Here is a 24,529-nt window from a genome sequence, read left to right on the forward strand (position 1 = left end):
ATCTCGCAGAACCCGCCATTGCTCAGTACTGAAATCAAGTCCCAGATCCAGGGCGCCTACTCCCGCTTTCTCGAAGCCAAAGGGCTCAAGCCTCGCTACGGCCAGCGTTTGATGATCGCCGAGATCGCCAAGGTATTAGGCACCATCAAGGTTGACGACGAAGGCCGGCGCAGCAGCGACGCCGCCGTGGTGGCGGTCGAGGCGGGCACCGGTACGGGTAAAACTGTGGCCTACAGCCTGGCCACCATTCCCCTGGCCAAAGCGGCCGGCAAACGCCTGGTTATCGCCACCGCGACCGTCGCCTTGCAAGAGCAGATCGTGTTCAAAGATCTGCCCGAGGTGATGCGCAACAGCGGCCTGAGTTTCACCTTTGCCTTGGCCAAAGGCCGGGGCCGTTACCTGTGTCTGTCCAAGCTCGACATCCTGATGCAGGAAGGCGAGTCGCAAAACGCTACCGCCGCGTTGTTCGCCGAAGAAGGCTTCAAAATCGAAGTCGACCAGGGCAACCAGAAGCTCTACACGCAAATGGTCGAAAAGCTCGCCGGCAACAAATGGGACGGCGACCGCGACAGTTGGTCCGAGGCTTTGGAAGACGCCGACTGGGCGCGGCTGACCACCGATCACAGCCAATGCACGAATCGCCATTGTCCGAACTTTCAGACCTGCGCCTTCTATAAAGCTCGCGAGGGTATGGGCAAAGTCGACGTTATCGTCACCAACCACGACATGGTCCTGGCCGACCTGGCCCTCGGCGGCGGCGCCGTGCTGCCTGATCCTCGCGACACGCTGTACGTCTTCGACGAAGGCCACCACCTGCCCGACAAAGCCATCGGCCACTTCGCCCATTACACCCGTCTGCGTTCCACGGCAGATTGGCTGGAGCTGACGGCGAAGAATCTGACCAAGCTGCTGGCGCAAAACCCGCTGCCGGGTGACCTCGGCCGCTTGATCGAGCAGGTGCCGATTCTGGCCCGCGAAATCCGTACCCAGCAGCAATTCATGTTCAACGCCTGCGAGCAGTTGGCCGATTTCAAGGCCGGCGAAGACATGGAAGGCCGCGAGCGCCCGCGTCACCGTTTTGAAGGCGGCGTGGTGCCCGAGCATTTGACCGAGATGGGCGTGGAGCTGAAGAAAGGCTTCTCGCGCCTGACCGACCTGTTTACCGGCCTTACCGAGTTGCTGAAAAAGTCCATGGACGGCGAAGCCTCCATCGGCATCGCCAGCCACCAGGCCGAAGAGTGGTACCCGCTGTTTGGCAGTCTGCTGGCCCGCGCCCAGGGCAACTGGGAATTGTGGCTGGCCTTTACCGCCGAAGACCCGGAGAACAGCCCGCCCATGGCGCGTTGGCTGACCCTGGCCGAAGGCGGCGCCATGTTCGACATCGAAGTAAACGCCAGCCCGATCCTGGCCGCTGAAACCCTGCGGCGCAATTTGTGGAACGTCGCTTACGGCGCGTTGGTGACTTCCGCGACGCTGACGGCGCTGGGCACCTTCGACCGTTTTCGTATGCGTGCGGGCCTGCCGAAAGCGGCGGTGACGGCGGTGGTGCCGAGCCCGTTCCAGCACGCCGATGCCGGTGTGTTGCGCGTGCCCGATTTGAAGGCCGATCCGCGCGATGCCGCTGCCCACACGGCGGCGATCATCCGCGAGCTGCCGGGTTTGGTCGAAGGGTCGCGCGGCACGCTGGTGCTGTTCTCTTCACGCAAACAAATGCAGGACGTGTTCGACGGCCTGGATCGCGACTGGCGCAAGCGCGTGTTCATCCAGGGCAACCTGTCCAAGCAGGAAACCTTGAACAAGCACAAAGCGCGTGTCGACGACGGCGAAGCCAGCGTGTTGTTCGGGCTGGCCAGTTTTGCTGAAGGGGTGGATTTGCCCGGCGCCTATTGCGAGCACGTGGTGATCGCCAAAATCCCCTTCGCTGTGCCCGATGACCCGGTAGAAGCCGCACTCGCCGAGTGGATTGAAGCGCGCGGCGGTAACCCGTTTATGGAAATTGCCGTGCCCGATGCTTCACTGCGTTTGGTGCAAGCGTGCGGTCGTCTACTGCGCACCGAGGCGGATCGCGGCACTATTACGCTTTTGGATCGACGCGTTGTAACCCAACGCTATGGCAAGGCGATTCTTAACGCCTTGCCGCCGTTTCGCCGAGAAATTTCATAAGACAGCATCAATTCTAAAGTCCGCTGTCTATTGGCTGGTTGTTCAGGAGAGCCCGTCACATGATCCGCCGTTCACTGCCCGGTATTTTCGCCTTGATGGTTACCGCGCCCCCGCTGGCGCTGGCCGCCGAGCAACAGACGCTATTCAACTTCGTCAGCCCCGCCGATGTGGTGCAGGTGCAGACCCAGAACGCCAACTTGCCTTCGCTGACCGCTGAACTGGCGGCCGAAAGCGAGCCGATGCGGCGGGTGACGTTCAGCCCCGCCGACAACCCCAACCTGCGCCTGATCCCGCAAAGCGGCGTGTGGGATTGGTCCAAAGCCAATGTCATGACCCTGCGTATTCAGAACGCCATGGACTGGGCCTTGACCCTCGACATCCGCATGGAAAGCAGCGACGGCAAGGTGCTCACCAGCCGTGTTGCCCTGCCGGCCGGCCCGGCGCAGAACCTGTTGATTCCGTTGCACGCCACCTCGCCGCGCAGCCAAGGCATGCGTGCCGCGCCAGCAATGCCGTGGACCGTGGACGGCCAGCGGGTGATTCTGGCCGACACCGTTGAAGGCGATCTGGACCTGAGCAAGGTCACCGCCGTTGGCATTTATATGAGCCGGCCGGACGTGCCGCAAAGCATTCTGCTCGGCCGCTTCGGCGTGCGAGAAGGCGACGAAACCGCCAAGCAGCTGTACACCGGCATCGTTGACGCCTATGGCCAATACACCCGTGGTCAGTGGCCGGAAAAAGTGGGCAGTGACGAGCAGCTCAAAGCGGCTGCAGCCAAAGAAACCGCGCAGCTGAAAAGCTGGCTGGAAAAACGCGGCGAAACCGACCAGTACGGCGGCTTGCTCGGCGGGCCGACCTTCGAAGCGTCGGGCTTTTTCCGCACGGAAAAACGCGATGGCCGCTGGTTTATGGTCACGCCCGAAGGTCATCCGTTCTTTTCGCTCGGCGTAAATACGGTCAGCGCCGGCAACAGCGCGACGTATGTCGAAGGTCGCGAAAGCATGTTCACCGACCTGCCCAAAGAGGGCGATCCGCTGGCCGCTTATTACGGTGGCAGCAGCAGCCGTGCCGACACCGGCGCCGCCAAAGGTCGCAATTTCGACCAAGGCCGTTGGTTCGATTTCTACCGCGCCAACCTGCAACGTACCTGGCCGCAGCAGAAATGCGCCGAGGTCGCTGACAAGAGCACCGCGCAAGTGGTGAACGACGAAGAAAGCGAAGTGCCCGCCGACGTTGAAGCGAACGCCGCCAACACCACCAACACCGCTGAAACCACCGCCGTCGCGCCAGTTGCGCCACCTGTTGTGGCCGCGCCGCCAGCCGCGCCGGCAGTGGCCGAAGAAATGTGCGTGACCAAGAGTTTCGACACCGCGCGCTGGACCCAGAACACCCTGGACCGCCTGCAAGCGTGGGGCTTCAACACCGTCGGCAACTGGAGCGATCCATCGCTGGCGGCTGCCAAGCGCATGCCGTACACCTTGCCGTTGTCGATCAGTGGCGATTACAAAACCATCAGCACCGGCGTGGATTGGTGGGGCGGCATGCCTGACCCGTTCGACCCGCGCTTCGCCATGGCAGCCGAGCGTGCCGTGGCCATCGCCACCCGCGACCATCGCGATGACCCGTGGTTGATCGGCTTCTTCGCCGACAACGAACTGGCCTGGGCCGGCCCGGCCAACGACCCGAACGCCCGCTACGCGCTGGCCTACGGCACCCTGAACCTGACCACCGACGTGCCGGCCAAGCGCGCGTTCCTGAAAATGCTGCGTGACAAGTACCGCAACCAGGACGGCCTGTCGAAAGCCTGGGGTATCGAGCTGCCGGCGTGGGAATTGATGGAAGACCCCGGTTTCCAGGCGCCACGTCCGAACCCGGAACACCCGGCGATCGAGCAGGACATGCAGCAGTTCCAGCGCCTGTTCGCCGACACCTACTTCAAGACCATCGACGATGCCTTGAACTGGCACGCGCCGAACCATCTGCTGCTGGGCGGTCGTTTCGCCGCCAGCAACCCGGAAGCCGTCGCCGCGTGTGCGCAGTATTGCGACGTGCTGAGCTTCAACTTCTATACCAAAGAGCCGCAGCACGGTTACGACTTCGCCGCGCTCAAAGCCCTGGATAAACCGATTCTGGTCACCGAATTCCACTTCGGTTCGCGCGACCGTGGCCCGTTCTGGGGCGGCGTCAGCGAGGTGTATAACGAAGAACAGCGCGGCCCGGCCTATGCACACTTCGTTGAGGAAGCCGTGAAGGAACCGATGATCGTCGGCACCCATCTGTTCCAATACCTCGACCAACCGGTTACCGGCCGCCTGCTGGACGGCGAAAACGGCCACTTCGGTCTGGTGGCAATCACCGACCGGCCGTTTGACGGCTTCGTTAAAGCTGTTCGCAAAGCCAACATGGAAGCGCTCAAGGGCGTGCTGAAACCGGTAGCCGTTGCCGCGCCAGCCGAACCCGCCGCGCCGGTTCCCGCCAAACCTGAGGGCGGCGCCAAAGCCGGCGACGGTAAAGGCGAGGGCAACGGCAAGGCGGATGACGGCAAAGCCAGCCCGGCTGGCGCTGCTGGTCAAGGCTGAGGCATAGCCCGATTTTCGGATGGTTCCCTGCGCGGGCAAGCGTTTGCACACTGAGCGGTGCGAACGCCTTTCCCGTTGCGTCTGCCTGAGGAGTTGAACGTGCAGCAAGTTCAAGGCTATTTCGATATCAAGTTTGAGCAGGTAAAAGACGCCTTCGCGGCGCTGTTTACCGATCCTCAGGAGCGCGGTGGCGCCCTGTGTATTCAGATCGACGGCGAAACCGTGATCGACATCTGGTGCGGTACCGCCGACAAAGCCGGCGAGCAAGCCTGGAACACCGACACCATCGCCAACCTGTTTTCCTGCACCAAAACTTTTACCGCCGTTGCCGCGCTGCAGCTAGTGGGCGAGGGCAAGCTTTCGCTCGACGCCCCCGTGGCCACGGTGTGGCCTGAGTTTGCCGCTGCAGGCAAAGAACACATCACCTTGCGCCAATTGCTCAGCCACCGCGCCGGCCTGCCGGCGGTGCGCGAGATGCTGCCTCCGCAAGCGCTGTATGAATGGGACACCATGACCGCCGCCCTGGCCGCCGAGACGCCCTGGTGGACGCCGGGCGAAGGCCACGGTTACGCCGCCATTACTTACGGCTGGCTGGTAGGCGAACTGCTGCGTCGTGTGGAAGGTAAAGGCCCGGGTGACTCGATTGTTGACCGCATCGCCAAGCCGCTTGGGCTGGACTTCCATGTTGGCCTGGCCGATGAGGAGTTCTACCGCGTTGCGGAAATTTCCCGCAGCAAAGGCAACTTCGGCGACGCCTCGGCCCAGCGCTTGCTGAAAACCATGATGAGCGAGCCGGCGTCCATGTCCACGCGCGCCTTCGCCAATCCGCCGTCGATCATGACCAGCACCAACAAGCCGGAATGGCGGCGCATGCAGCAACCGGCGGCCAACGGCCACGGCAACGCGCGCAGCCTGGCGGGTTTTTATACCGGCTTGCTCAACGGCCAGTTGCTCGACAGCCAATTGCTCGCCGAATTGACCCGCGAACACAGCGTGGGTGAAGACAAAACCCTGCTCACGCAAACACGCTTCGGCCTGGGTTGCATGCTCGACCAGCCCGATGTGCCGAACGCCACCTACGGCCTGGGCCCACGTGCCTTTGGTCATCCCGGCGCGGGAGGTTCTATCGGCTTTGCCGATCCTGCGTGTAAGGTTGCTTTCGGCTTCGTCACCAATTCCCTCGGGCCCTACGTATTGATGGACCCACGGGCGCAAAAATTGGCGCGCACGCTGGGTGAATGTTTGTAGTTTTACCCCGTTGCACAGGCTGTTAAACGAAGCTGCTTACAGTGGGGGCGTGCCCTGTCAGGGAGGAGTGGGCCCGTCAATTGTGATCACCTTTGCCGCTGCACCGTTGCCATGGCTGTCCGCTAGAAACAGCCAGCTACGCGAGCCAGTCCGGCCATAGCGCTCTCCAAAGCAGAAAGCGTGGGCTGTGCGGTTCTTGAGTTTATTTTTTTGTGTTTTTTGAGGTTCCAATGTTTCCTACCAAGTCTGCTGCTGCTCTGGCGCTGTGCGCCGCTCTCACTGGTTGTGCTTCCTTTTCTGAAACGTCCGATAAATCGCCTCCCGCTGCCACCGCCGCCGTAGCCACTGCTGAAAAGCCTGCTTCGGGCGGCCATTGGTGGTGGCCGTTTGGCGATGATGAAAAAGCCAAAAAAGCCGATGCCGTGGTCATGCCCGACCCGAAAATCACCCAGGCCTGGATGGACCAATACGAGCCGCGCCTGCGCACTGCGCTTGAGGGCAGCAAGTTTGAACTGGAGCGTCGTGAGAACCTGCTGGTGGTCTCCGCCCCGGTGGATTCCTCGTTCAACCCCGACCGCCCGAGCATGTTGATGCCCGTTACGCTGGGGCCCATCAGCCGCGTTGCCAAGCTGGTGGAAAACGACAAGCAAGTGGCCGTGCTGATTCTTGGCCACGCCGATCCGTCGGGCGAAGAAGCGCGTAACCGCGAGCTGAGCCTGGACCGCGCTCGCGCCATCACCGCCATCTTCCGCCTCAGCGGTTTGAAAAATGATCGCCTCATGGTGCGCGGTTTTGGCTCTGTTCTGCCGCGTGCTGCCAACGACAGCCCGGAAGGCCGCGCCCTGAACCGTCGCGTGGAAATCATGCTGACGCCGCAAGACACCATGACTGCGCTGCTTGCCAAGTACAACCAGCCAGACCCAGTTCCGGCGGTACAAACCCTGGTGAAAAACGACCCGATTCCGGCCGTGGCGCCAGCCAAAGCCAAGGGTAAAACCGCCGCTAAGCCCGCCGCGAAAGCTGCTGCCAAACCGGCTGCGAAGAAACCCGCTGCCAAGCCCGCCGTTGCCGCCAAGAAACCGGCCGCCAAACCGGCTGCCAAGGCTGCTGACAAGCCAAGTGCGGCGAAGTCGACCTCGGTCAAAGTGGCGCAAAATAATCCAGGGCAGGCTGCCAGTCCGGACAAGGCCGCTGAGGCGAAGAACTGAGCTGGTTGGTCTGTGTCCGCCGCTTGTTAACACTCAAGGAGCCGCGTGATGACCGCTAATTTGGCCGATATGCGCCGTGACTACACCCGCGACGGGCTCACCGAGGCGCAAGCCCCGGCCGAGCCTGTGGCGTTGTTCCAGCAATGGTTCGCCGATGCGCGCAGCACCGAGCAACTGCCGGTGGAAGCCAACGCCATGACCCTGGCCACCGTCGACGCCGACGGCCGCCCGCATTGCCGGGTGCTGTTGCTTAAAAGCGTCGATGAGCAGGGTTTTACTTTTTTCACCAACTACGAAAGCGCCAAGGGCGAGCAACTGGCGGCGCGTCCGTTTGCGGCCATGACGTTTTTCTGGCCGACCCTCGAACGTCAGGTTCGCATCGAGGGGCGGGTGGAAAAAGTCAGTGCCGAAGAATCCGATGCCTACTTCCAAGTCCGTCCGCTGGGCAGTCGCCTGGGCGCATGGGCCTCGCCGCAAAGCCGGGTGATTGAAGACCGTGGCGAATTGGAAGCGCTGCTGGCCGAAACCGAACGGCGTTTTCTTGATTCCGCGCCTACCTGCCCGCCGCACTGGGGCGGTTATCGCCTGGTGCCAGAGCGCATCGAGTTTTGGCAGGGCCGCGCCAGCCGTCTGCATGACCGTTTGAACTATCGTCTAGACAACGGCACCTGGTTGCGTGAGCGCCTGGCGCCCTGATTTGGGCCGTTCAGCCCAATCAGGAACTAATCTTGTGCAGCGCCCGTGACATCGCCCTGAGCGGCGCTGTCTAATGGCCTGTCATCTCCCGGAGGTACCGTTATGCGTAAGTCTCTATTGTTAGTCGCGTCGTTCACGGTTGCGGCCCTGGCACTCACCGGTTGCCAGTCCAGTCTGACGGGCGACTCCTACTCGCGTGATGAAGCGCGCACCGTGCAAACCGTACGCATGGGCACCGTTGAATCGCTGCGTCCGGTCAAAATCGAAGGCACTAAAACGCCAATTGGCGCCGGTGCCGGTGCGGTGGTGGGTGGCGTCGCGGGTAGCACCGTCGGCGGCGGTCGCGGCAGCATCGTCGCGGCGGTGATCGGCGCTGTGGCCGGTGGGCTGTTGGGTTCGGTAACTGAAGAAGGCCTGACCCGCGCGCAAGGTGTGGAAATCACCGTTCGCGAAGACGACGGCAGCATGCGCGCCTATGTGCAGGAAGTGCAGGAAAACGAGATTTTCCGCGTCGGCGAGCGTGTTCGCATCATGAGCGTCAACGGCACCAGCCGCGTCGCGCACTGATTGCAGCGGTAATGAAGAGCCGGCCTCAGGGCCGGCTTTTTTGTGGGCGCCAGATTAACCGCCCCTCACCCCAGCCCTCTCCCGTAAACGGGAGAGGGGGCTTGAACGCGAACATCAGGAGCATCGGTGATCAAATTCCCCTCTCCCGTTTACGGGAGAGGGGCTAGGGGTGAGGGCCGCCGCTATAGAAGCCTTTTGGGCCGCGAATCTTCCGCCCCACGCTGCAACGTCCGATGCGTCGCTTGCACCAGCCAACAGGCCAAAATAAACGGCGCCGTCAGCTCCGGCAGCGCGAACGCCGCGAAGCCCGGTTGTAACGGCAACGCCAGCAAAATACCCAGCACGATCACCGCCAGGTTGCGATACACCTGACTCAGCGCCACCCCGACCAACGCGCCGTTATAGCCATACAGCCCATTCAGCGCGTGTTCGCTATTCCAGCCCAGTTGCAGCGCCACGCCGAGCCCCACGGCCGAGCCCGCCAGCGCCCAAAGTGCCGCCCGCCGGCTGGCGAGAAACAGGCCGATCAGCACAATGGCGCCCGCCAGCGGCTCGCCTAAAAAGATCACCTGACCGATGCCTCTTAACAGCGCCGCGCCAATGCCAGGCACATCCAGCGTGACCACACTCGGCACAGTCGCTTGCAGCGGAGGCGCCAAGGTGACGGGCAGCAAACTCAGCACCAGCCAGCTCAGCCCCACAAAGGGCGCGGTAAAGGCCGGCAACCACTGACGCTGACGGCTGCCGCGCATCAGCCGGTTCAACACCAGGCTCGACGCGCCGGCGCTGGCGATGATCAGCAACGGCAACAGCGCCGACCAGGCAAAGCGGTCGCACAGCATCAGGCCCAGCAGCACGCCGTTATAGGTGTAGAGGCCGGCGTCGATATCGGCGAGGTCATAACCGCGACGGCGGGCAGCCAGCGTGGCAGCGAAACCGCCGAGCAGCGCACCGCCCAGCAAGTGCGGCGCGCCGATCGCAATCGCGAGCAAACACAGCGCGCCGAAGAGGGCGTGCTGTTGCAGGAAGATTTGGCTGCAGCCGTGGAGCAGGGCTTTGCCGTAGGTGAAATGGGGCATGGTCGTTACGTCAGCCCCTGTAGGAGCGGCTTTAGCCGCGATGCTTTTAAATCAAAAGCATCGCGGCTAAAGCCGCTCCTACAGGGTTCCGTGGAGCTAAAAAAAGGCGTTCTACGAGGGCACGAAGAACGCCGAACTGGCATGAACCAGATGGGATTTTGATTTTCCTGCCCGGCTTCCGGGTCGCAGGGATCGCTTAAAGCAATGTCTCGATACGAAGGCTATTCGTCGTCCCCGACTGCCCAAACGGCATCCCCGCGGTAATCACCACCGTATCCCCACGCTTGGCCATGTTGGTTGCCTGGGCGATTTCCAATGCGGTGGTGGTGATTTCCTCGACCTTGCTCAACCGTGCGTTCACCACTGAGTAAATGCCCCAGGCCACGGAGAGGCGGCGGGCGGTCTGGATGTTGGGGGTCAGGCTGAGGATGGGCGCTTTCGGTCGCTCGCGGGAGGCGCGCAGGCTGGAGCTGCCGGATTCGGTGTAGTTGACCAGTGCCGCCACAGGCAGAATGCCGCTGATGCGGCGAATGGCGCAGCTGATGGCGTCCGAGGCGGTGGCCTCAGCTTGTGGGCGGCTGACATCGAGCTGGGCCTGGAAGTCCGGGCCGTTTTCAACCTGGCGGATGATTTTGCTCATCATGCTTACGGCTTCGAGCGGGTAGTCGCCCGAGGCGGTTTCGGCCGACAGCATCACTGCGTCTGCACCTTCAGCCACGGCGTTGGCGACGTCGGTGACTTCGGCGCGGGTCGGGGCAGGGGAGAAGCGCATCGACTCGAGCATCTGCGTGGCCACCACCACCGGTTTACCCAGCTGGCGGCAGGTGCGGATGATGTCTTTCTGAATGCGCGGCACGTTCTCGGCCGGCACTTCCACGCCCAAATCGCCACGGGCCACCATGATCGCGTCGCACAGTTGGGCGATGGCTTCGAGGTGCTGCACGGCCGACGGCTTTTCAATTTTCGCCATGAGGAAGGCTTTGCCCTGAATCAGCTCGCGGGCTTCGACGATGTCTTCCGGGCGCTGCACAAACGACAAGGCCACCCAGTCCACGCCCAGTTGCAGGCCGAAGTCGAGGTCGATGCGGTCTTTTTTGGTCAGCGGGCTCAGTTGCAGCACAGCTTCCGGCACGTTCACGCCTTTGCGGTCCGACAGTTCGCCACCGGCGCTCACCAGGGTGTCGACCCCGGTGTTCTGCTTGCGCGTCACTTCCAAGCGCAGGCGGCCGTCGTCTAGCAGCAGGCTCATGCCCGGCTCCAGCGCTTCGATGATTTCCGGGTGGGGCAGGTTGACCCGGCGTTCATCGCCGGGCGTGGTATCCAGATCGAGGCGGAACGCCTGGCCACGGTTTAGGTTGACCTTGCCGGCGGCGAACCGGCCCACGCGCAGCTTCGGTCCTTGCAGGTCCATCAGAATGCCGATGGGCGTGTTCAGCTGGCGCTCCACTTCGCGCACCCATTGATAGCGCTCGGCGTGGTCGGCGTGCTCGCCATGGCTGAAGTTGAGGCGGAACAGGTTGACCCCGGCTTCGACCAGATGGCGCACGTCATCAACGCCGCGCACAGCCGGGCCGAGGGTGGCGAGAATTTTCACTTTCTTGTCGGCGTTGGGTTTCTTTTCGTTGGGGCTAGGCAGGCTCATTGGGCAGGCTTCTCAAGAATCAGAATGGCGCGAAAATCGTTGACGTTGGTCCGCGTCGGGCCGGTGACGATCAGCTCGTCCAGGGCCGCGAAGTAGCCATAGCCATTGTTGTTATCCAGCTCGTCGCTGGCCGAAAGGTTCAGCGCGGCGGCGCGGGCGTAGCTGCTGGGCGTCATCAGGGCGCCGGCATTGTCTTCGGAGCCGTCGATGCCGTCGGTATCGACGGCCAGGGCATACACGCCGGGCAGGCCTTTGAGGCTTTCGGTGAGGCTCAGCAGAAACTCGGCGTTGCGTCCGCCACGGCCGTCACCGCGCACGGTCACGGTGGTTTCGCCGCCGGAAAGAATCACGCACGGCGGTTTGATCGGCTGGCCGTGCAGTTGAATCTGCCGGGCGATGCCGGCGTGCACCTTGGCCACTTCCCGCGACTCACCTTCCAGGTCGCCGAGAATCAATACCGGCAAACCGGCGGCTTCAACCTTCGCGGCAGCGGCGTCGAGCGACTGCTGCGGCGTGGCGATCAATTGGAAGTGGCTGCGCGCCAGGCACGGGTCGCCGGGTTTCACGGTTTCCGATTCCGGGCTGTTCAGCCAGTCGCGCACGTTGGCGGGAATATCGATGTTGTAGCGCGCCAGAATCGCCAGCGCCTGCTGCGAGGTGGTGGGGTCGGCCACGGTTGGGCCGGAGGCAATCACCGTGGCTTCGTCGCCCGGCACATCGGAAATCGCGTAGGTGTACACGCTGGCCGGCCACGAGGCTTCGGCCAGACGCCCGCCTTTGATGGCCGAGAGGTGCTTGCGCACGCAGTTCATCTCGCCAATGGTGGCGCCGGATTTGAGCAGTGCTTTGTTCAGCGCCTGTTTGTCTTGCAGGCTGATGCCGGCGGCGGGCAAGGCCAGCAGCGACGAGCCGCCGCCGGAGAGCAGGAAGATCACGCGGTCGCTTTCTTGCAGGTTGCTCACCAGCTCCAACACGCGGCGGGCCACGCGCTCGCCGGCGTCGTCCGGCACCGGGTGCGCGGCTTCCACCACTTCAATTTTCTGGCAGTTGGCGCCGTGCTCGTAGCGCGTCACCACCAGGCCGGACACCTCGCCCTGCCACTCGCGCTCCACCACTTCGGCCATGGCCGCTGCCGCCTTGCCGGCGCCGATGACAATCACCCGGCCGCTGCGGTCGGCGGGCAGGTGGTCGGCCAATACCTGGCGCGGGTGGGCGGCGTCGATGGCGGTGGCGAACAGGTCGCGCAGCAGACTCTTGGGGTCGAGGTTCATCAGGACTACTCCAACTCGTTTCTTGTTATGCGTGCAGGTCGATTGCAGTCCACAAACCTCGCTGTCCCTTTACGGGCACAAGGGCTGTGGACTGAAATCGACCCACCCGGCTTGCAGGCCGTGACACCGCTTACCGGGCAGGTCGAAAAGGGGCGTGGGTTGGAACGGTCCGTTGGCGAACCAACGAGCGGGGGCCACGATGAGGATCACCAAGCGGACCGGCCCAACCCACGTATTGCTCAGTCTTTGCGAATCGAGAAATTGGCCATGTGTTCCAGGCCTTTGATCAGCGCCGAGTGGTCCCAGTTGCTGCCGCCGATGGCTGCGCAGGTGCTGAACACTTGCTGGGCATTGGCGGTGTTGGGCAGGTTCAGGCCCAGCTCTTTGGCGCCGGCCAGCGCCAGGTTGAGGTCTTTCTGGTGCAGGCTGATGCGGAAGCCTGGGTCGAAGGTGCCTTTGATCATGCGCTCGCCGTGCACTTCAAGAATTTTCGACCCGGCGAAACCGCCCATCAGCGCTTCACGCACTTTGGCTGGATCGGCGCCGTTCTTGGCGGCGAACAGCAGGGCTTCGGCAACGGCCTGAATGTTCAGGGCAACGATGATCTGGTTGGCCACTTTGGCGGTCTGACCGTCGCCATTGCCGCCCACGCGGGTGATGTTTTTGCCCATGGCCTGGAACAGCGGCAGCACGCGTTCAAAGGCATTCGGGCAACCGCCGACCATGATCGACAGGGTGGCCGCTTTGGCGCCCACTTCACCGCCAGACACCGGAGCGTCGAGATACGCAGCACCGGTGGCTTTGATTTTTTCGGCGAAGGCTTTGGTGGCGGTAGGGGAGATCGAGCTCATGTCGATCACCACTTTGCCGGCGCCAACGCCTTCAACCACACCGTCCTTGCGGAACAGCACGTCTTCAACTTGCGGTGTATCCGGCACCATGATGATGATGAATTCGGATTCCTGCGCCACTTCCTTCGGGTTGGCCAGGCCAACGCCGTTGTCGCCCAGCAGGTCGGCCGGGGCTTTGTCGAAGTGCTCGGAGAAGAACAGGGTGTGACCTGCTTTTTGCAGGTTTTGGGCCATGGGTTTGCCCATGATGCCGGTGCCGATAAAACCGATTTTAGCCATGGGAATGCTCCTTAGATGGCGTTATGAGTCTTGAGCCAGCCGAGACCGGCGGCGGTGGTGGTGGCAGGCTTGTATTCACAGCCAACCCAGCCCTGATACCCGATGCGGTCCAGGTGCTCGAACAGGAAGCGGTAGTTGATCTCGCCCGTGCCAGGCTCGTTGCGGCCAGGGTTGTCGGCCAACTGCACGTGATTGATCACGGCCAGGTTGCCTTCCAGGCTGCGGGCCAGGTCACCTTCCATGATTTGCATGTGGTAGATGTCGTACTGCAGGAACAGGTTGCTGCTGGCGACCTTGTCGCGAATGGCCAGCGCCTGCTTGGTGGTGTTCAGGTAGAAGCCGGGGATGTCGCGGGTGTTGATCATTTCCATGACCAGCTTGATACCGGCGGCTTGCAGCTTTTCAGCCGCGTATTTCAGGTTGTCTACGAACGTTTGCTCAACCGTGGCGCAATCCGGACCTTGCGGACGGATGCCGGCCAGGCAGTTGATTTGCGTGTTGCCGAGCACCTTGGCGTAGGCGATGGCTTTGTCTACGCCGGCGCGGAATTCTTCAACGCGGTCCGGGTGGCAGGCGATGCCGCGTTCACCCTTGGCCCAGTCGCCGGCGGGCAGGTTGAACAGCACCTGCTCCAGCTTGTGGGTGTTCAGGCGGGCTTTGATTTCTTCGGCGGGGAAGTCGTACGGAAACAGGTATTCAACGCCGCTGAAGCCGGCGTGGGCGGCAGCGTCGAAACGGTCCAGGAAGTCCACTTCGGTGAACAGCATGGACAGGTTGGCGGCAAAGCGTGGCATGTCTTTTCTCCTCAGCTTGCATGGGAGGGGCAACGCAAAAGCCCCTCACCCTAGCCCTCTCCCGCGAGCGGGAGAGGGGACTGAAATGCGCTAGTCGGCTCCCCTCTACCGCTTGCGGGAGAGGGGCAGGGGGTGAGGGCTGCGGTTAGTCCAGCAACGAAATCGCAGTCGGCGCATCCGAGCCGGTCAGTGCCAGGTCTTCGAACTCGTTGACGGCATTGATCTCGGTGCCCATGGAAATGTTGGTCACGCGCTCCAGAATGATTTCCACCACCACCGGTACGCGGTGCTGTGCCATCAACTCTTGCGCCTGACGCAGGGCCGGCTGGATCTCGTTCGGCTCGAACACGCGAATGGCCTTGCAACCCAGACCTTCAGCGACCGCCACGTGGTCCACGCCATAGCCGTTCAGCTCCGGCGCGTTGATGTTTTCGAAGGCCAACTGCACGCAGTAGTCCATCTCGAAACCGCGCTGTGCCTGACGGATCAAGCCCAGGTAGGAGTTGTTCACCACCACGTGGATGTACGGCAAGTTGAATTGCGCGCCCACGGCCAGTTCTTCGATCATGAACTGGAAGTCGTAGTCGCCAGACAGCGCGACAACTTTGCGGCTTGGGTCGGCTTTCACCACGCCCAGCGCGGCAGGAATGGTCCAGCCCAGCGGGCCGGCCTGGCCGCAGTTGATCCAGTGACGCGGCTTGTAGACGTGCAGGAACTGCGCGCCGGCAATCTGCGACAGCCCGATGGTGCTGACGTAGCAGGTGTCTTTGCCGAAGGCTTCGTTCATTTCTTCGTACACGCGCTGCGGTTTAACCGGCACGTTGTCGAAGTGGGTTTTGCGCTGCAGGGTGCGTTTGCGCTGGTGGCAGGAATCCAGCCAGGCGGCACGGTTTTTCAGCTTGCCAGCGGCTTTCCATTCCTTGGCCACGGTGATGAACATATCCAACGCGGCGCCGGCGTCGGAAACGATGCCCAGGTCCGGGTTGAACACGCGACCGATTTGCGTCGGCTCAATATCCACGTGAATAAAGCGGCGACCTTCGGTGTATACATCCACCGAACCGGTGTGGCGGTTGGCCCAACGGTTACCGATGCCGAACACCAGGTCCGACTCCAGCAGCGTGGCGTTGCCGTAGCGGTGCGAGGTTTGCAGACCGACCATGCCGACCATCAGCGGGTGATCGTCTGGAATGGTGCCCCAGCCCATCAGGGTTGGAACAACCGGCACGCCGACCAATTCGGCGAACTCGACCAGCTTATCGCTGGCATCGGCGTTGATCACGCCGCCGCCGGCTACCAGCAAGGGGCGCTCGGCGTCGTTCAGCAGCGCCAGGGCTTTCTCGGCCTGGGCGCGGTTGGCGGCCGGGCGGCTCAGCGGCAGCGGCTGGTAGGCGTCGATATCGAATTCGATTTCAGCCATCTGCACGTCGAACGGCAGGTCGATCAGCACGGGGCCCGGGCGGCCGCTGCGCATTTCATAAAAGGCTTTCTGGAACGCGTACGGCACTTGGCCCGGTTCCATGACGGTGGTTGCCCACTTGGTCACTGGCTTGACGATGCTGGTGATATCGACGGCCTGGAAATCTTCCTTGTGCATACGGGCACGCGGCGCCTGGCCGGTGATGCACAGAATCGGGATGGAGTCGGCGCTGGCGCTATACAGACCAGTGACCATGTCGGTGCCGGCAGGACCGGAGGTGCCGATGCACACACCGATGTTGCCCGCTTTAGTGCGGGTGTAACCCTCGGCCATGTGCGAAGCGCCTTCCACGTGGCGAGCCAGAACGTGGTCGATGCCGCCGACTTTTTTCAGCGAGGCGTACAGGGGGTTGATGGCGGCGCCGGGAATACCAAACGCGGTGTCGACGCCTTCGCGGCGCATAACGAGGACGGCTGCCTCGATTGCTCTCATTTTGGCCATTTGTTGTGCCTCTTTTGTTCTTAAATTGTATACAACTTGCTGTGGCGGATTCTATTCAGGCCATGACTTTAAGGTCAACATTTTTTCGCGGGCAAAGCGCGGCAAGGCGAAACAGATTTAAAACGCCTGTTTTAGCGCGGGTTTCAGCGGCGGCGTGGGGTTGGGTGAAATTGTATGTATACAAAAGCTCGCTGGATTGTATCGATAGCTTGCGTTTTTTGTTTTGGCTGCGATAGTTAAGCCGTCTTTTGATTGCACCGCCGGGTGCGTTTGCCTGCTCCGGTGGTGTGTTCCGTACGCTTTCAATTACAAGAAGGGATTTACCCCATGAGCGCTTTAACCCTGCAACTCGCCACCCAGATCACCGAGCAAGCCCAGTCGGCAGGCCGCGCGGCCTCGGCAGCGCCCCTGACCATTGCGGTGCTGGACGCTGGCGGTCATTTGATTTCGCTGCTGCGCGAAGACGGCTCAAGCATGCTTCGCCCGCAAATTGCCATCGGCAAAGCCTGGGGCGCGGTGGCACTCGGCAAGGCGTCGCGCCAAATCGCCAATGACGCGCAGCAACGGCCGAGTTTCATTGCGGCAGTGAACACGCTGGCCCAAGGCAACGTAATTCCCGCGCCGGGCGGCGTGCTGATTCGCGATGCGAATAATCAGGTGATTGGGGCGGTGGGGATTAGTGGGGATACGTCGGACATTGATGAACAATGTGCCGTGAAGGGGGTGTTGGCGGCGGGGTTGCAGGCGGATATTGGGTAAGGAGGGTATTGGTTGATTAGGGAGCGGTGATTGGTCCGAAATTCTGGATCCCCGCCTGCGCGAGGATGACGGTGGTTCTACTTACAACTCCGTCATTCCCGCGAAAGCGGGAATCCAGAATCTCCGGCCGGGTACAGCACTGGACGTAACCGCAATTAGCGTCTGTACAAAAAACCGCCTTACCCAACCACCTTAACCTTAGCCCCAGCCCCCTCACTCACCTCACACCCCTTAATCACCATCCGAATAATCGTCTCGGCCGCCGCCTCATAGTCGGCGTCGTCGAGCTTGGATTTGCCCGTGACGATGGAAATCTGCCAGTCGAAATCGGCGTAGGTCTGCGTCGCAGCCCAGATGCTGAAGAGCAAATGGTGCGGGTCTACCTTGGCCATCAGGCCCTGGTCGATCCAGGCTTGAATGCAGCTGATGTTGTGCTTGGCCTGGGCGTTCAGTTGCGCGGTTTGCTCGGCGGACAGGTGTGGGGCGCCGTGCATGATTTCACTGGCGAACACTTTCGAGGCGTAGGCCAGGTCGCGGGAAATGCGGATTTTCGAGCGGATGTAAGCGCGCAATACATCGGCGGGCAGACCGCCTTCGTTGAACGGCTGCGAAGCCTGCAGCAAGGGTTCGACAATGCTTTCCAGCACCTCGCGGTAGAGGTTTTCTTTGGACTTGAAGTAGTAATACACGTTGGGCTTGGGCAAGCCCGCTTTGGCGGCGATGTCGCTGGTCTTGGTGGCGGCGAAGCCTTTGTCGGCGAACTCTTCGCTGGCTGCGCGCAGAATCAACTCTTTGTTGCGCTCACGGATACTGGTCATCTAAAGACTCTTTTGCTGTGGCACCGCATCGATGGGCTTGCTGAGTGGTCGGGCATGGTAGCACCGCGTTTGCGCGAGGCTCAATGTCAGGCAGGAACCGCGCTTTTTGTAGGAGCGAGCTTGCTCGCGAATCCTGAAAACGCTGATGTGTGAGAGGGCCCATTCGCTACCAAGGTAGCTCCTACAGAACATCGGCTGAGCAAAATTCTTGTATACGCGATCAGCATTTTTTGAGTACATTTCTGACTTCGTGGTCAGCTAATTCTTACGTCCCCTTTTTCGGCTCCCTGAGCAGTTGGAGATCCGTCGTGTCCTTGCCGCTTGCACCTGACGCCAGCCTGGTCGATCCCTTCGGGCGGCGCATCACCTACCTGCGTTTGTCGGTTACCGACCGCTGCGATTTTCGCTGCACGTACTGCATGAGCGAAGACATGCAGTTCGCCCCGCGCGCGCAGATTCTCACCCTCGAAGAGCTGTACGCCGTGGCCGACGCGTTTATCGGCCTGGGCGTCAAACGCATCCGCATCACGGGCGGCGAACCGCTGGTGCGCAAGGGCGTGGTGGGCTTGCTGCAACGCCTGGGCGCGCGCAGCGAGTTGGAAGATTTGGCCATCACCAGCAACGGCTCGCAGCTCGGACACCTCGCCGCGCCGCTGCGCGAGGCGGGCGTCAAGCGCTTGAACATCAGCCTCGACTCGTTGCAGCGCGAGCGTTTTGCCGCCTTCACCCGCCGCGACGCGCTGGACCACGTGCTCGCCGGCATCGAGGCCGCGCGGGCGGCGGGCTTCGCGCGCATCAAGCTCAACTGCGTGGTGCAACGCGGGCGCAACGATGACGAAGTACATGACCTCGTGCAGTTCGCCGTCGAGCGCGGGCTGGACATCAGTTTTATCGAAGAAATGCCGTTGGGCTCGGTCACCAGCCATCAACGCGAACAGACCTTTTGCTCCAGCGACCAAGTGCGCGCGCTAATCGAACAGCGCTTCGCCCTGGTGCGCAGCAGCCGCGTCACCGGCGGACCGTCGCGCTATTGGCAGGTGGTCGGCAGCGACACCCAGGTCGGTTTTATCTCACCGCACAGCCACAACTTTTGCGGCGACTGCAACCGCGTGCGCGTGACTGCCGAGGGCAAGCTGGTGCTGTGCCTCGGCCACGAAGGTGCCCTCGATTTGAAAGGCCTGATGCGTGCCCATCCCGGCGACAGCGAGCGCTTGCGTCAGGCGCTGGTTAACGCCCTGCACCTGAAGCCCGAACGCCATCACTTCGACCAAGCCGAGCAAGTGCAGGTGCTGCGGTTTATGAGCATGACTGGCGGCTGAACTGCCAATACGGGGAATGAAAAGCTCGAGGCTGAAGCCTCTCCTACAGGCCCGAGCTGCCCTTGTGGGAGAGGCTTTAGCCTCGATTCCTGGAAACACCATTGATCCTGCTGGCGCGCAGGGTGCCGTCCCTTCACAAAAACAAAAACAGGAAAACTGCCGTGAAACCGAAGCTCGTTTGCACCGCCATCGCCGCGCTATTAATCACCACCACCGCCAACGCCCAAACCTATGTCGTCGGCGTGGAAAACACGCCGTTCTTGCCGCACTACGCCACCGACAAACAGGGCAACTATTCCGGCTTTGCCCGGGAAGTGCTTGACCTGTTTGCCGTCAAAGCCGGCGTGCAGTTGGAGTACCGGCCGTTGCCCGTCGAGCGGCTGCTGCCGGCGTTGCTGCAGGGCGAAGTGGATTTCAAATACCCGGACAACAGCACTTGGGCGCAAGAGCAGAAAGCCGGCAAAAACCTGCGCTATAGCCAGGCCGTGGTGAATTACGTCGACGGCGTGCTGGTGCCGCCCAAGCAGCAAGGGCAGGGCGTTGATACCTTGCAACGGCTGGCCATCGTCAACGGCTGGACGCCCTGGGCGTATCAGGCTCGCATCGAGTCCAAGCAGACGCGCCTGATTGAAGGCGAGGATTTGCCCGCGATGATCAAGCTGGCGCTGAAAAAACAATCCGATGGCGCCTACTTCAACGTGGTGGTCGCCACCTATTACCTAGACAACATTCGCGCCCGCCCCGGTGCGTTGGTGTTCGACTCCAAACTCCCGTACACGCGCGGCACCTTTCACCTGTCGAGCAGCAAGCATCCCGAGCTGATTCAGCGCTTTGACCAGTTTCTCGCCGAGCAACACGAGGCCATCGCTGCGCTCAAAGACAAGTACCAGGTCGAGGCCAATCTCGACTCGGAATTTATGGGGCTGGAGCAGTGGAAAGTCGATTTTCTCAAGCGCCAGAAAGCCAAGCCGGCGCCGTGAATCTGCGGCCCTGACAAGCGGTTAGACGCCGCGCCGCGCCTGCGTTTTAGCGCGGTTGTCGGTTGCCGCTTGCGCGTACCGGTCGGCGAATGTGCTGAACCTTTACGCAACGGGTCACGTCCATTTTTGCGAGCGGTCGATAAAGCCCAAACGGGCACATCGGCCAACAACCTGCAGCGTGACGCTGCTCGCCAAAAGAGGATTTTGACCATGGAAAGCAAAGACACTATCTCGGTACTCAACAACCTGATCGAGACCAGCAAAGACGGTGAGAAAGGCTTCCGTGAGTGCGCGAACGACGTTGAAAATGCCGAACTCAAAGGCTTGTTCAGCCAGCGCGCCGCGGAATGTGCGGCTGCGGCCAGCGAGCTACAGCAACTGGTGCGCAGCCTGGGCGGCGACCCGGAAACCAGCACCAGCACCACGGGCGACCTGCACCGCGGCTGGGTGAACCTGAAAAGCGCACTCACCGGCCATAGCGAAACCGCCATTCTCAACGAATGCGAGCGCGGCGAAGACGTGGCCCTGAAGCACTACAACGAAGCGCTGGAAAAAGAGCTGCCGTCGAACGTGCGCAGCATCGTTGAAAAACAACGCCAAGGCGTACAGCGCAACCACGATCAGGTGAAAGCCCTGCGCAACATGGCGCGTGCCAGCTAACACGGGCACCGCCGGTGGTCGTTAACCGGCGCTCATCCGTCGTCGGTTAACGTGAAAAGGGCGGGTCGCTGCATGCGACTCGCCCTTTTTTTTGATCAAAAACTCGAGGCTAAAGCCTCTCCCACAGGAGCAACACGTTCTTGTAGGAGAGGCTTTAGCCTCGAGTTTTTTGCGTTGCGATGACGAACAACCCTGCCTTTTTCCTAGATCAAAAGCTCGAGGCTAAGGCCTCTCCCACAGGAGCAAACACGTCCTTGTAGGAGAGGCTTTAGCCTCGAGTTTTTAGCTTTCGGGATGACGAACAACTCTGCCTACCCAGCAGCCGTTCGCCACCCCGAAACCGGTTTAGAAGTGCACCTTCACCAGCAGACTCGCGGTGTTCTGGTCGGTGCCTTGCAGAATCTCGTCGCCGAGGAAACTGTCGTCGTCGATGCCATATTTGTCTTTCCAGTAGTCGTACTCGATACCGACGTACAGCTGCTTTTCGCCCCAATGCAGCGCTTTGCCCAGGTCGTATTTGATCTGTGGGTTGAAGTGCAGGTTGGCGTGGTACGTGCCGCGCGCGTTCTCGTCGTTGTCGACCACCCAGTCCATGAAACCATCGATCAGGATGTCCGAGCCGCCGACTGGAATGGTGTAGCTCCACGCCGGGGTGATCTGCCAAACGTCATCGCCAGGGCGGTTGCCATCGGTTTGGCGGTTGTAGAAGTTGAGCTGGAAGAAGTCGAAGCCGGGGATGTTCAGGTCGAACGCCGGGCCTACCAGGTACGACTCCACATCGCCTTCGCCGAATTCGTAGGTGAAGGCCAGCAACACATCGTTGACCGGACCGAAGCCAATCTTCTCGCCGGTGATTTTGCTCAGCGAGAAACGCGGGCTGAATTCGCCGTAATAGGTGTTGTTGCCAACGCCCGAGTCGGCTTTGCCGTTGTAGAAAATCTTGTCGATAAACAGGAAGTTGTCACCGTACTTCCAGCCGTCGGCGTGCTCGAAGGTGACGGTTTGCTGGATTTCAGGGTTGACCTTGAAATCCTGGCCATAGAGGTAGGTCAGGCTGTTGTTCTGCCATTGCAGCAGGTCATCCGCCAACGCAGCCTGGCTACCAGTGAACAGACCGGCAGACAGCGCGAGGCAGTGCGGCAAACGCTTCAGGTTCATGGGGTTTTCCTTGTTGTTTTTAGTGAGGGTAGTGCAGCTCTTGCAGCCCAGACGCCGCACAACGCCCGACCCTGGCGAGGTGCGGACGCTGTGCAGCGTTTGAGTTGAACGGGGCGAGGCGGGCGCGTCAGCTTTGCAGGCTGGCTTTGGCCGCACGCGCCTGGTCGAGGGCGATGTCGTCGTCGCTAGGGTTTTGCATCACTTCGACAATCGACGCCTCGGGGTCGAACTCATGCTCGTCCACTTCGTCCAGGTACTCTTCCGGCAGGAAGATATTCAGCAGGATGGCGGCAAAGGCACCGACGGTAATCGGCGATTCGAAGATGTTATGCAGCGCGCTCGGCAACTCGCGCAGCACCTCCGGCACTGCCGCAACACCCAGGCCCAGGCCGAGCGAGATCGACACGATGAGCATGTTGCGACGGTGTAGACCCGCCTCGGAAAGAATCTTGATACCGGCCACCGCCACGGTGCCGAACATAATCAAGGTGGCGCCACCGAGCACCGGTTTTGGCATCAGCTGCAACACCGCGCCTACCACCGGGAACAGGCCCAACAGCACCAGCAGGGCGGCAATGAAATACGCCACGTAGCGGCTGGCCACGCCGGTCAGCTGGATCACGCCGTTGTTCTGCGCGAACGTCACCATTGGCATGCTGTTGAACACAGCGGCCATGGCCGAGTTGAGGCCGTCGGCAAGCAAGCCCGACTTGATGCGGCGGATGTAGACAGGGCCGCGCACCGGCTGCTGGGAAATCATCGAGTTGGCGGTAAGGTCGCCAGCGGCTTCCAGCGGGGTAATCAGGAAGATCACCGCGACCGGAATAAAGGCATACAGGTCAAACGAGAACCCGTACTTGAACGGCACCGGAATGCTGACCGCAGCGACGTCCGGCATGGCTGCGAAGTCCACCTTGCCCATCGCCCACGCCACGACAAAGCCGATGCCCAGGCCGATGATAATGGCGGACAGCCGCAGAATCGGGATGTCGAAACGGTTCAACACCACGATGATCGCCAGCACCAAAAAGGCCAGGCCCAGGTTGGTAAGGGCGCCGAGGTCGGCCGCGCCGAAACCGCCGGCCATGTCAGTAACCGCCACCTTGATCAGCGACAGACCCATCAAGGTGATGATGGTGCCGGTCACCACCGGGGTGATCAGCTTGCGCAACTTGCCAATGAACTGGCTGAGCGTGACTTCGATAAACGCGGCGAAAAAGCACACGCCGAAAATCGTCGAGAGAATTTCATCGGTGCCGCCCCCGCGTGACTTCACCATAAAACCGGCGCTGAGAATCACGCTGATAAAGGCAAAGCTGGTGCCTTGCAGGCACAACAAACCGGAGCCTACCGGGCCGAAGCGCCGCGCCTGAATGAACGTACCCAGCCCAGAGACGAATAACGCCATGCTGATCAGGTACGGCACTTCACTCTGCAGGCCCAGGGCGCCGCCGATGATCAAGGTGGGGGTGATGATGCCAACGAAGCTGGCAAGAACGTGTTGCAGGGCGGCGAACAACGCTGCACTGAAATGCGGGCGGTCGTTAAGACCGTAGATGAGGTCCGAGCGGGTGGAGCTATCGGGTGTAGTCATAGTTGCGCCTGCCAATTGTTTTTATTCGGTCATGGGCTCACGAGGGTCAGTGACCCTCTGTCCGCCAGGATGAAAAATCTGTCTACCTGGTCAGAATGTGCCGATCATAATCACTTGTGGACAGGATGTGGAACAATTTTATTTAGGATTGTGCACAAAATTGATGGGCGGGCCGAAAGCGCGCGGCTGGCGAAAAGCCATGGTCGAGACGGAAGGAATCGAGGCTAAAGCGTCTCCCACAGCGACCGCTCGGATCTGTAGGAGAGGCTTTAGCCTCGATAAGCAGCGCAGGACTTAGCGGGCCGGGCGGCCCGCCAGTACGCGCAAGATGGCATTGAGCAACACGCCATACAGCGGCACGAACAGCAGCAGGCTGATGGTCAGCTTCACGCCGTAATCGACCGTGGCGATTTCCACCCAGTGCTCGGCCATAAACGGGTTGCTGCTGTGCCAGAAGGCGACGGCGAAGAACACAAAGGTGTCGAGCAGGTTGCCGAAGATGGTCGACACCGTGGGCGCCACCCACCATTGGCGCAGTTGGCGCAAACGGTCGAATACCTGAATGTCGAGAATCTGCCCGAGCGCATAGGCCAGAAAGCTGGCCAGGGAAATTCGCAGCACGAACTCGTTGAATTTCAGCAGGGCGCCAACGCCACGGAAGCTGGCTTCCTGAAACAGCACCGAGACGATGTACGAGACCACCAGAGCCGGCACCATCACCTGGGCAATTACCAGGCGCGCCGGGCCTTTGCCGAGCAGGCGCACGGTGAGGTCGGTGGCCAGGAAAATAAACGGGAAACTGAACGCGCCCCACGTCGTGTGCCAGCCGAACAGCGTGATTGGCAGCTGCACCAGGTAGTTGCTGGCAATGATGATGACGATGTGGAACAGCACCAGAAACGTCAGCGCGCCACGCCGACGGTCGGCAGAAATCAGGGACATA

Annotated in this window: 20 protein-coding genes; 10 read left to right on the top strand and 10 right to left on the bottom strand. The window is 61.4% G+C overall.

All coding sequences use genetic code 11. The features are described from left to right. Window positions 1–18 precede the first annotated feature (18 nt). The 6 genes from dinG to ACZZZU_RS22005 all read left to right on the top strand — a co-directional run bounded on the left by dinG (window position 19) and on the right by ACZZZU_RS22005 (window position 8,461). Window positions 19–2,163 (top strand): ATP-dependent DNA helicase DinG, encoded by a 2,145-nt coding sequence (gene dinG / locus ACZZZU_RS21980; protein ID WP_122496763.1) that lies wholly within the window; start codon window positions 19–21, stop codon window positions 2,161–2,163. Between the two features lie 59 nt (window positions 2,164–2,222). Beyond that, on the top strand, window positions 2,223–4,742 hold the full coding sequence (locus ACZZZU_RS21985) for a beta-agarase (RefSeq protein ID WP_463551810.1): 2,520 nt from the start codon (window positions 2,223–2,225) through the stop codon (window positions 4,740–4,742). A gap of 99 nt (window positions 4,743–4,841) precedes the next feature. Then, window positions 4,842–5,990 (top strand): serine hydrolase domain-containing protein, encoded by a 1,149-nt coding sequence (locus tag ACZZZU_RS21990; protein WP_463551811.1) that lies wholly within the window; start codon window positions 4,842–4,844, stop codon window positions 5,988–5,990. Between the two features lie 230 nt (window positions 5,991–6,220). Beyond that, complete coding sequence (locus ACZZZU_RS21995) at window positions 6,221–7,198, top strand: OmpA family protein (protein ID WP_463551812.1); 978 nt, start codon at window positions 6,221–6,223, stop codon at window positions 7,196–7,198. A 48-nt stretch (window positions 7,199–7,246) separates the two neighbouring features. Beyond that, entirely contained in the window at window positions 7,247–7,894 is a 648-nt protein-coding gene (gene pdxH / locus ACZZZU_RS22000) for a pyridoxamine 5'-phosphate oxidase (RefSeq protein WP_463551813.1), read from the top strand. A 102-nt stretch (window positions 7,895–7,996) separates the two neighbouring features. After that, window positions 7,997–8,461 (top strand): glycine zipper 2TM domain-containing protein, encoded by a 465-nt coding sequence (locus ACZZZU_RS22005; protein WP_122451358.1) that lies wholly within the window; start codon window positions 7,997–7,999, stop codon window positions 8,459–8,461. Window positions 8,462–8,643: 182 nt separating this feature from the next. Here the strand turns inward: ACZZZU_RS22005 and ACZZZU_RS22010 are convergent, their stop codons facing one another. The 6 genes from ACZZZU_RS22010 to gcl form a co-directional block, all read right to left on the bottom strand. Then, a complete protein-coding gene (locus ACZZZU_RS22010) occupies window positions 8,644–9,540 on the bottom strand; it encodes an urea transporter (RefSeq protein WP_463551814.1) in 897 nt (298 codons plus the stop codon). Between the two features lie 196 nt (window positions 9,541–9,736). Continuing rightward, on the bottom strand, window positions 9,737–11,182 hold the full coding sequence (gene pyk / locus ACZZZU_RS22015; protein ID WP_463541621.1) for a pyruvate kinase: 1,446 nt from the start codon (window positions 11,180–11,182) through the stop codon (window positions 9,737–9,739). Continuing rightward, a complete protein-coding gene (locus ACZZZU_RS22020) occupies window positions 11,179–12,453 on the bottom strand; it encodes a glycerate kinase type-2 family protein (RefSeq protein WP_463551815.1) in 1,275 nt (424 codons plus the stop codon). Before ACZZZU_RS22020 ends, pyk begins: the two co-directional genes overlap by 4 nt. 239 nt (window positions 12,454–12,692) lie before the next feature. After that, window positions 12,693–13,583: a 2-hydroxy-3-oxopropionate reductase gene (locus ACZZZU_RS22025; RefSeq protein WP_122451362.1), complete on the bottom strand. Its 891-nt coding sequence runs from the start codon at window positions 13,581–13,583 to the stop codon at window positions 12,693–12,695. Between the two features lie 11 nt (window positions 13,584–13,594). Further along, window positions 13,595–14,377 (bottom strand): hydroxypyruvate isomerase, encoded by a 783-nt coding sequence (hyi, locus tag ACZZZU_RS22030; RefSeq protein WP_463551816.1) that lies wholly within the window; start codon window positions 14,375–14,377, stop codon window positions 13,595–13,597. Between the two features lie 145 nt (window positions 14,378–14,522). Continuing rightward, a complete protein-coding gene (gene gcl / locus ACZZZU_RS22035) occupies window positions 14,523–16,298 on the bottom strand; it encodes a glyoxylate carboligase (RefSeq protein ID WP_463551817.1) in 1,776 nt (591 codons plus the stop codon). Window positions 16,299–16,625: 327 nt separating this feature from the next. On the opposite strand from gcl, the gene ACZZZU_RS22040 reads away from it, so the two are divergent. Beyond that, complete coding sequence (locus tag ACZZZU_RS22040) at window positions 16,626–17,057, top strand: GlcG/HbpS family heme-binding protein (RefSeq protein ID WP_122496786.1); 432 nt, start codon at window positions 16,626–16,628, stop codon at window positions 17,055–17,057. A 179-nt stretch (window positions 17,058–17,236) separates the two neighbouring features. Here the strand turns inward: ACZZZU_RS22040 and ACZZZU_RS22045 are convergent, their stop codons facing one another. Beyond that, window positions 17,237–17,875, bottom strand: a complete 639-nt coding sequence (locus tag ACZZZU_RS22045) for a TetR/AcrR family transcriptional regulator (RefSeq protein ID WP_463551818.1) — start codon at window positions 17,873–17,875, stop codon at window positions 17,237–17,239. Between the two features lie 314 nt (window positions 17,876–18,189). On the opposite strand from ACZZZU_RS22045, the gene moaA reads away from it, so the two are divergent. The 3 genes from moaA to ACZZZU_RS22060 all read left to right on the top strand — a co-directional run bounded on the left by moaA (window position 18,190) and on the right by ACZZZU_RS22060 (window position 20,834). Continuing rightward, window positions 18,190–19,194, top strand: coding sequence for a GTP 3',8-cyclase MoaA (moaA, locus tag ACZZZU_RS22050; RefSeq protein WP_463552174.1), 1,005 nt, complete (start codon window positions 18,190–18,192; stop codon window positions 19,192–19,194). 161 nt (window positions 19,195–19,355) lie between these two features. Further along, on the top strand, window positions 19,356–20,174 hold the full coding sequence (locus ACZZZU_RS22055; protein ID WP_463551819.1) for a substrate-binding periplasmic protein: 819 nt from the start codon (window positions 19,356–19,358) through the stop codon (window positions 20,172–20,174). Between the two features lie 210 nt (window positions 20,175–20,384). Beyond that, window positions 20,385–20,834, top strand: coding sequence for a PA2169 family four-helix-bundle protein (locus tag ACZZZU_RS22060; RefSeq protein WP_122496790.1), 450 nt, complete (start codon window positions 20,385–20,387; stop codon window positions 20,832–20,834). A 345-nt stretch (window positions 20,835–21,179) separates the two neighbouring features. Here the strand turns inward: ACZZZU_RS22060 and ACZZZU_RS22065 are convergent, their stop codons facing one another. The 3 genes from ACZZZU_RS22065 to ACZZZU_RS22075 all read right to left on the bottom strand — a co-directional run bounded on the left by ACZZZU_RS22065 (window position 21,180) and on the right by ACZZZU_RS22075 (window position 24,528). Continuing rightward, a complete protein-coding gene (locus tag ACZZZU_RS22065; RefSeq protein WP_463551820.1) occupies window positions 21,180–21,992 on the bottom strand; it encodes an outer membrane protein OmpK in 813 nt (270 codons plus the stop codon). A 127-nt stretch (window positions 21,993–22,119) separates the two neighbouring features. Next, entirely contained in the window at window positions 22,120–23,586 is a 1,467-nt protein-coding gene (locus tag ACZZZU_RS22070) for a nucleobase:cation symporter-2 family protein (protein WP_122496794.1), read from the bottom strand. Window positions 23,587–23,880: 294 nt separating this feature from the next. Then, a complete protein-coding gene (locus ACZZZU_RS22075; protein WP_463551821.1) occupies window positions 23,881–24,528 on the bottom strand; it encodes a 7-cyano-7-deazaguanine/7-aminomethyl-7-deazaguanine transporter in 648 nt (215 codons plus the stop codon). Window position 24,529: the final 1 nt, after the last annotated feature.

The sequence above is a fragment of the Pseudomonas sp. AC136 genome, assembly GCF_979258585.1.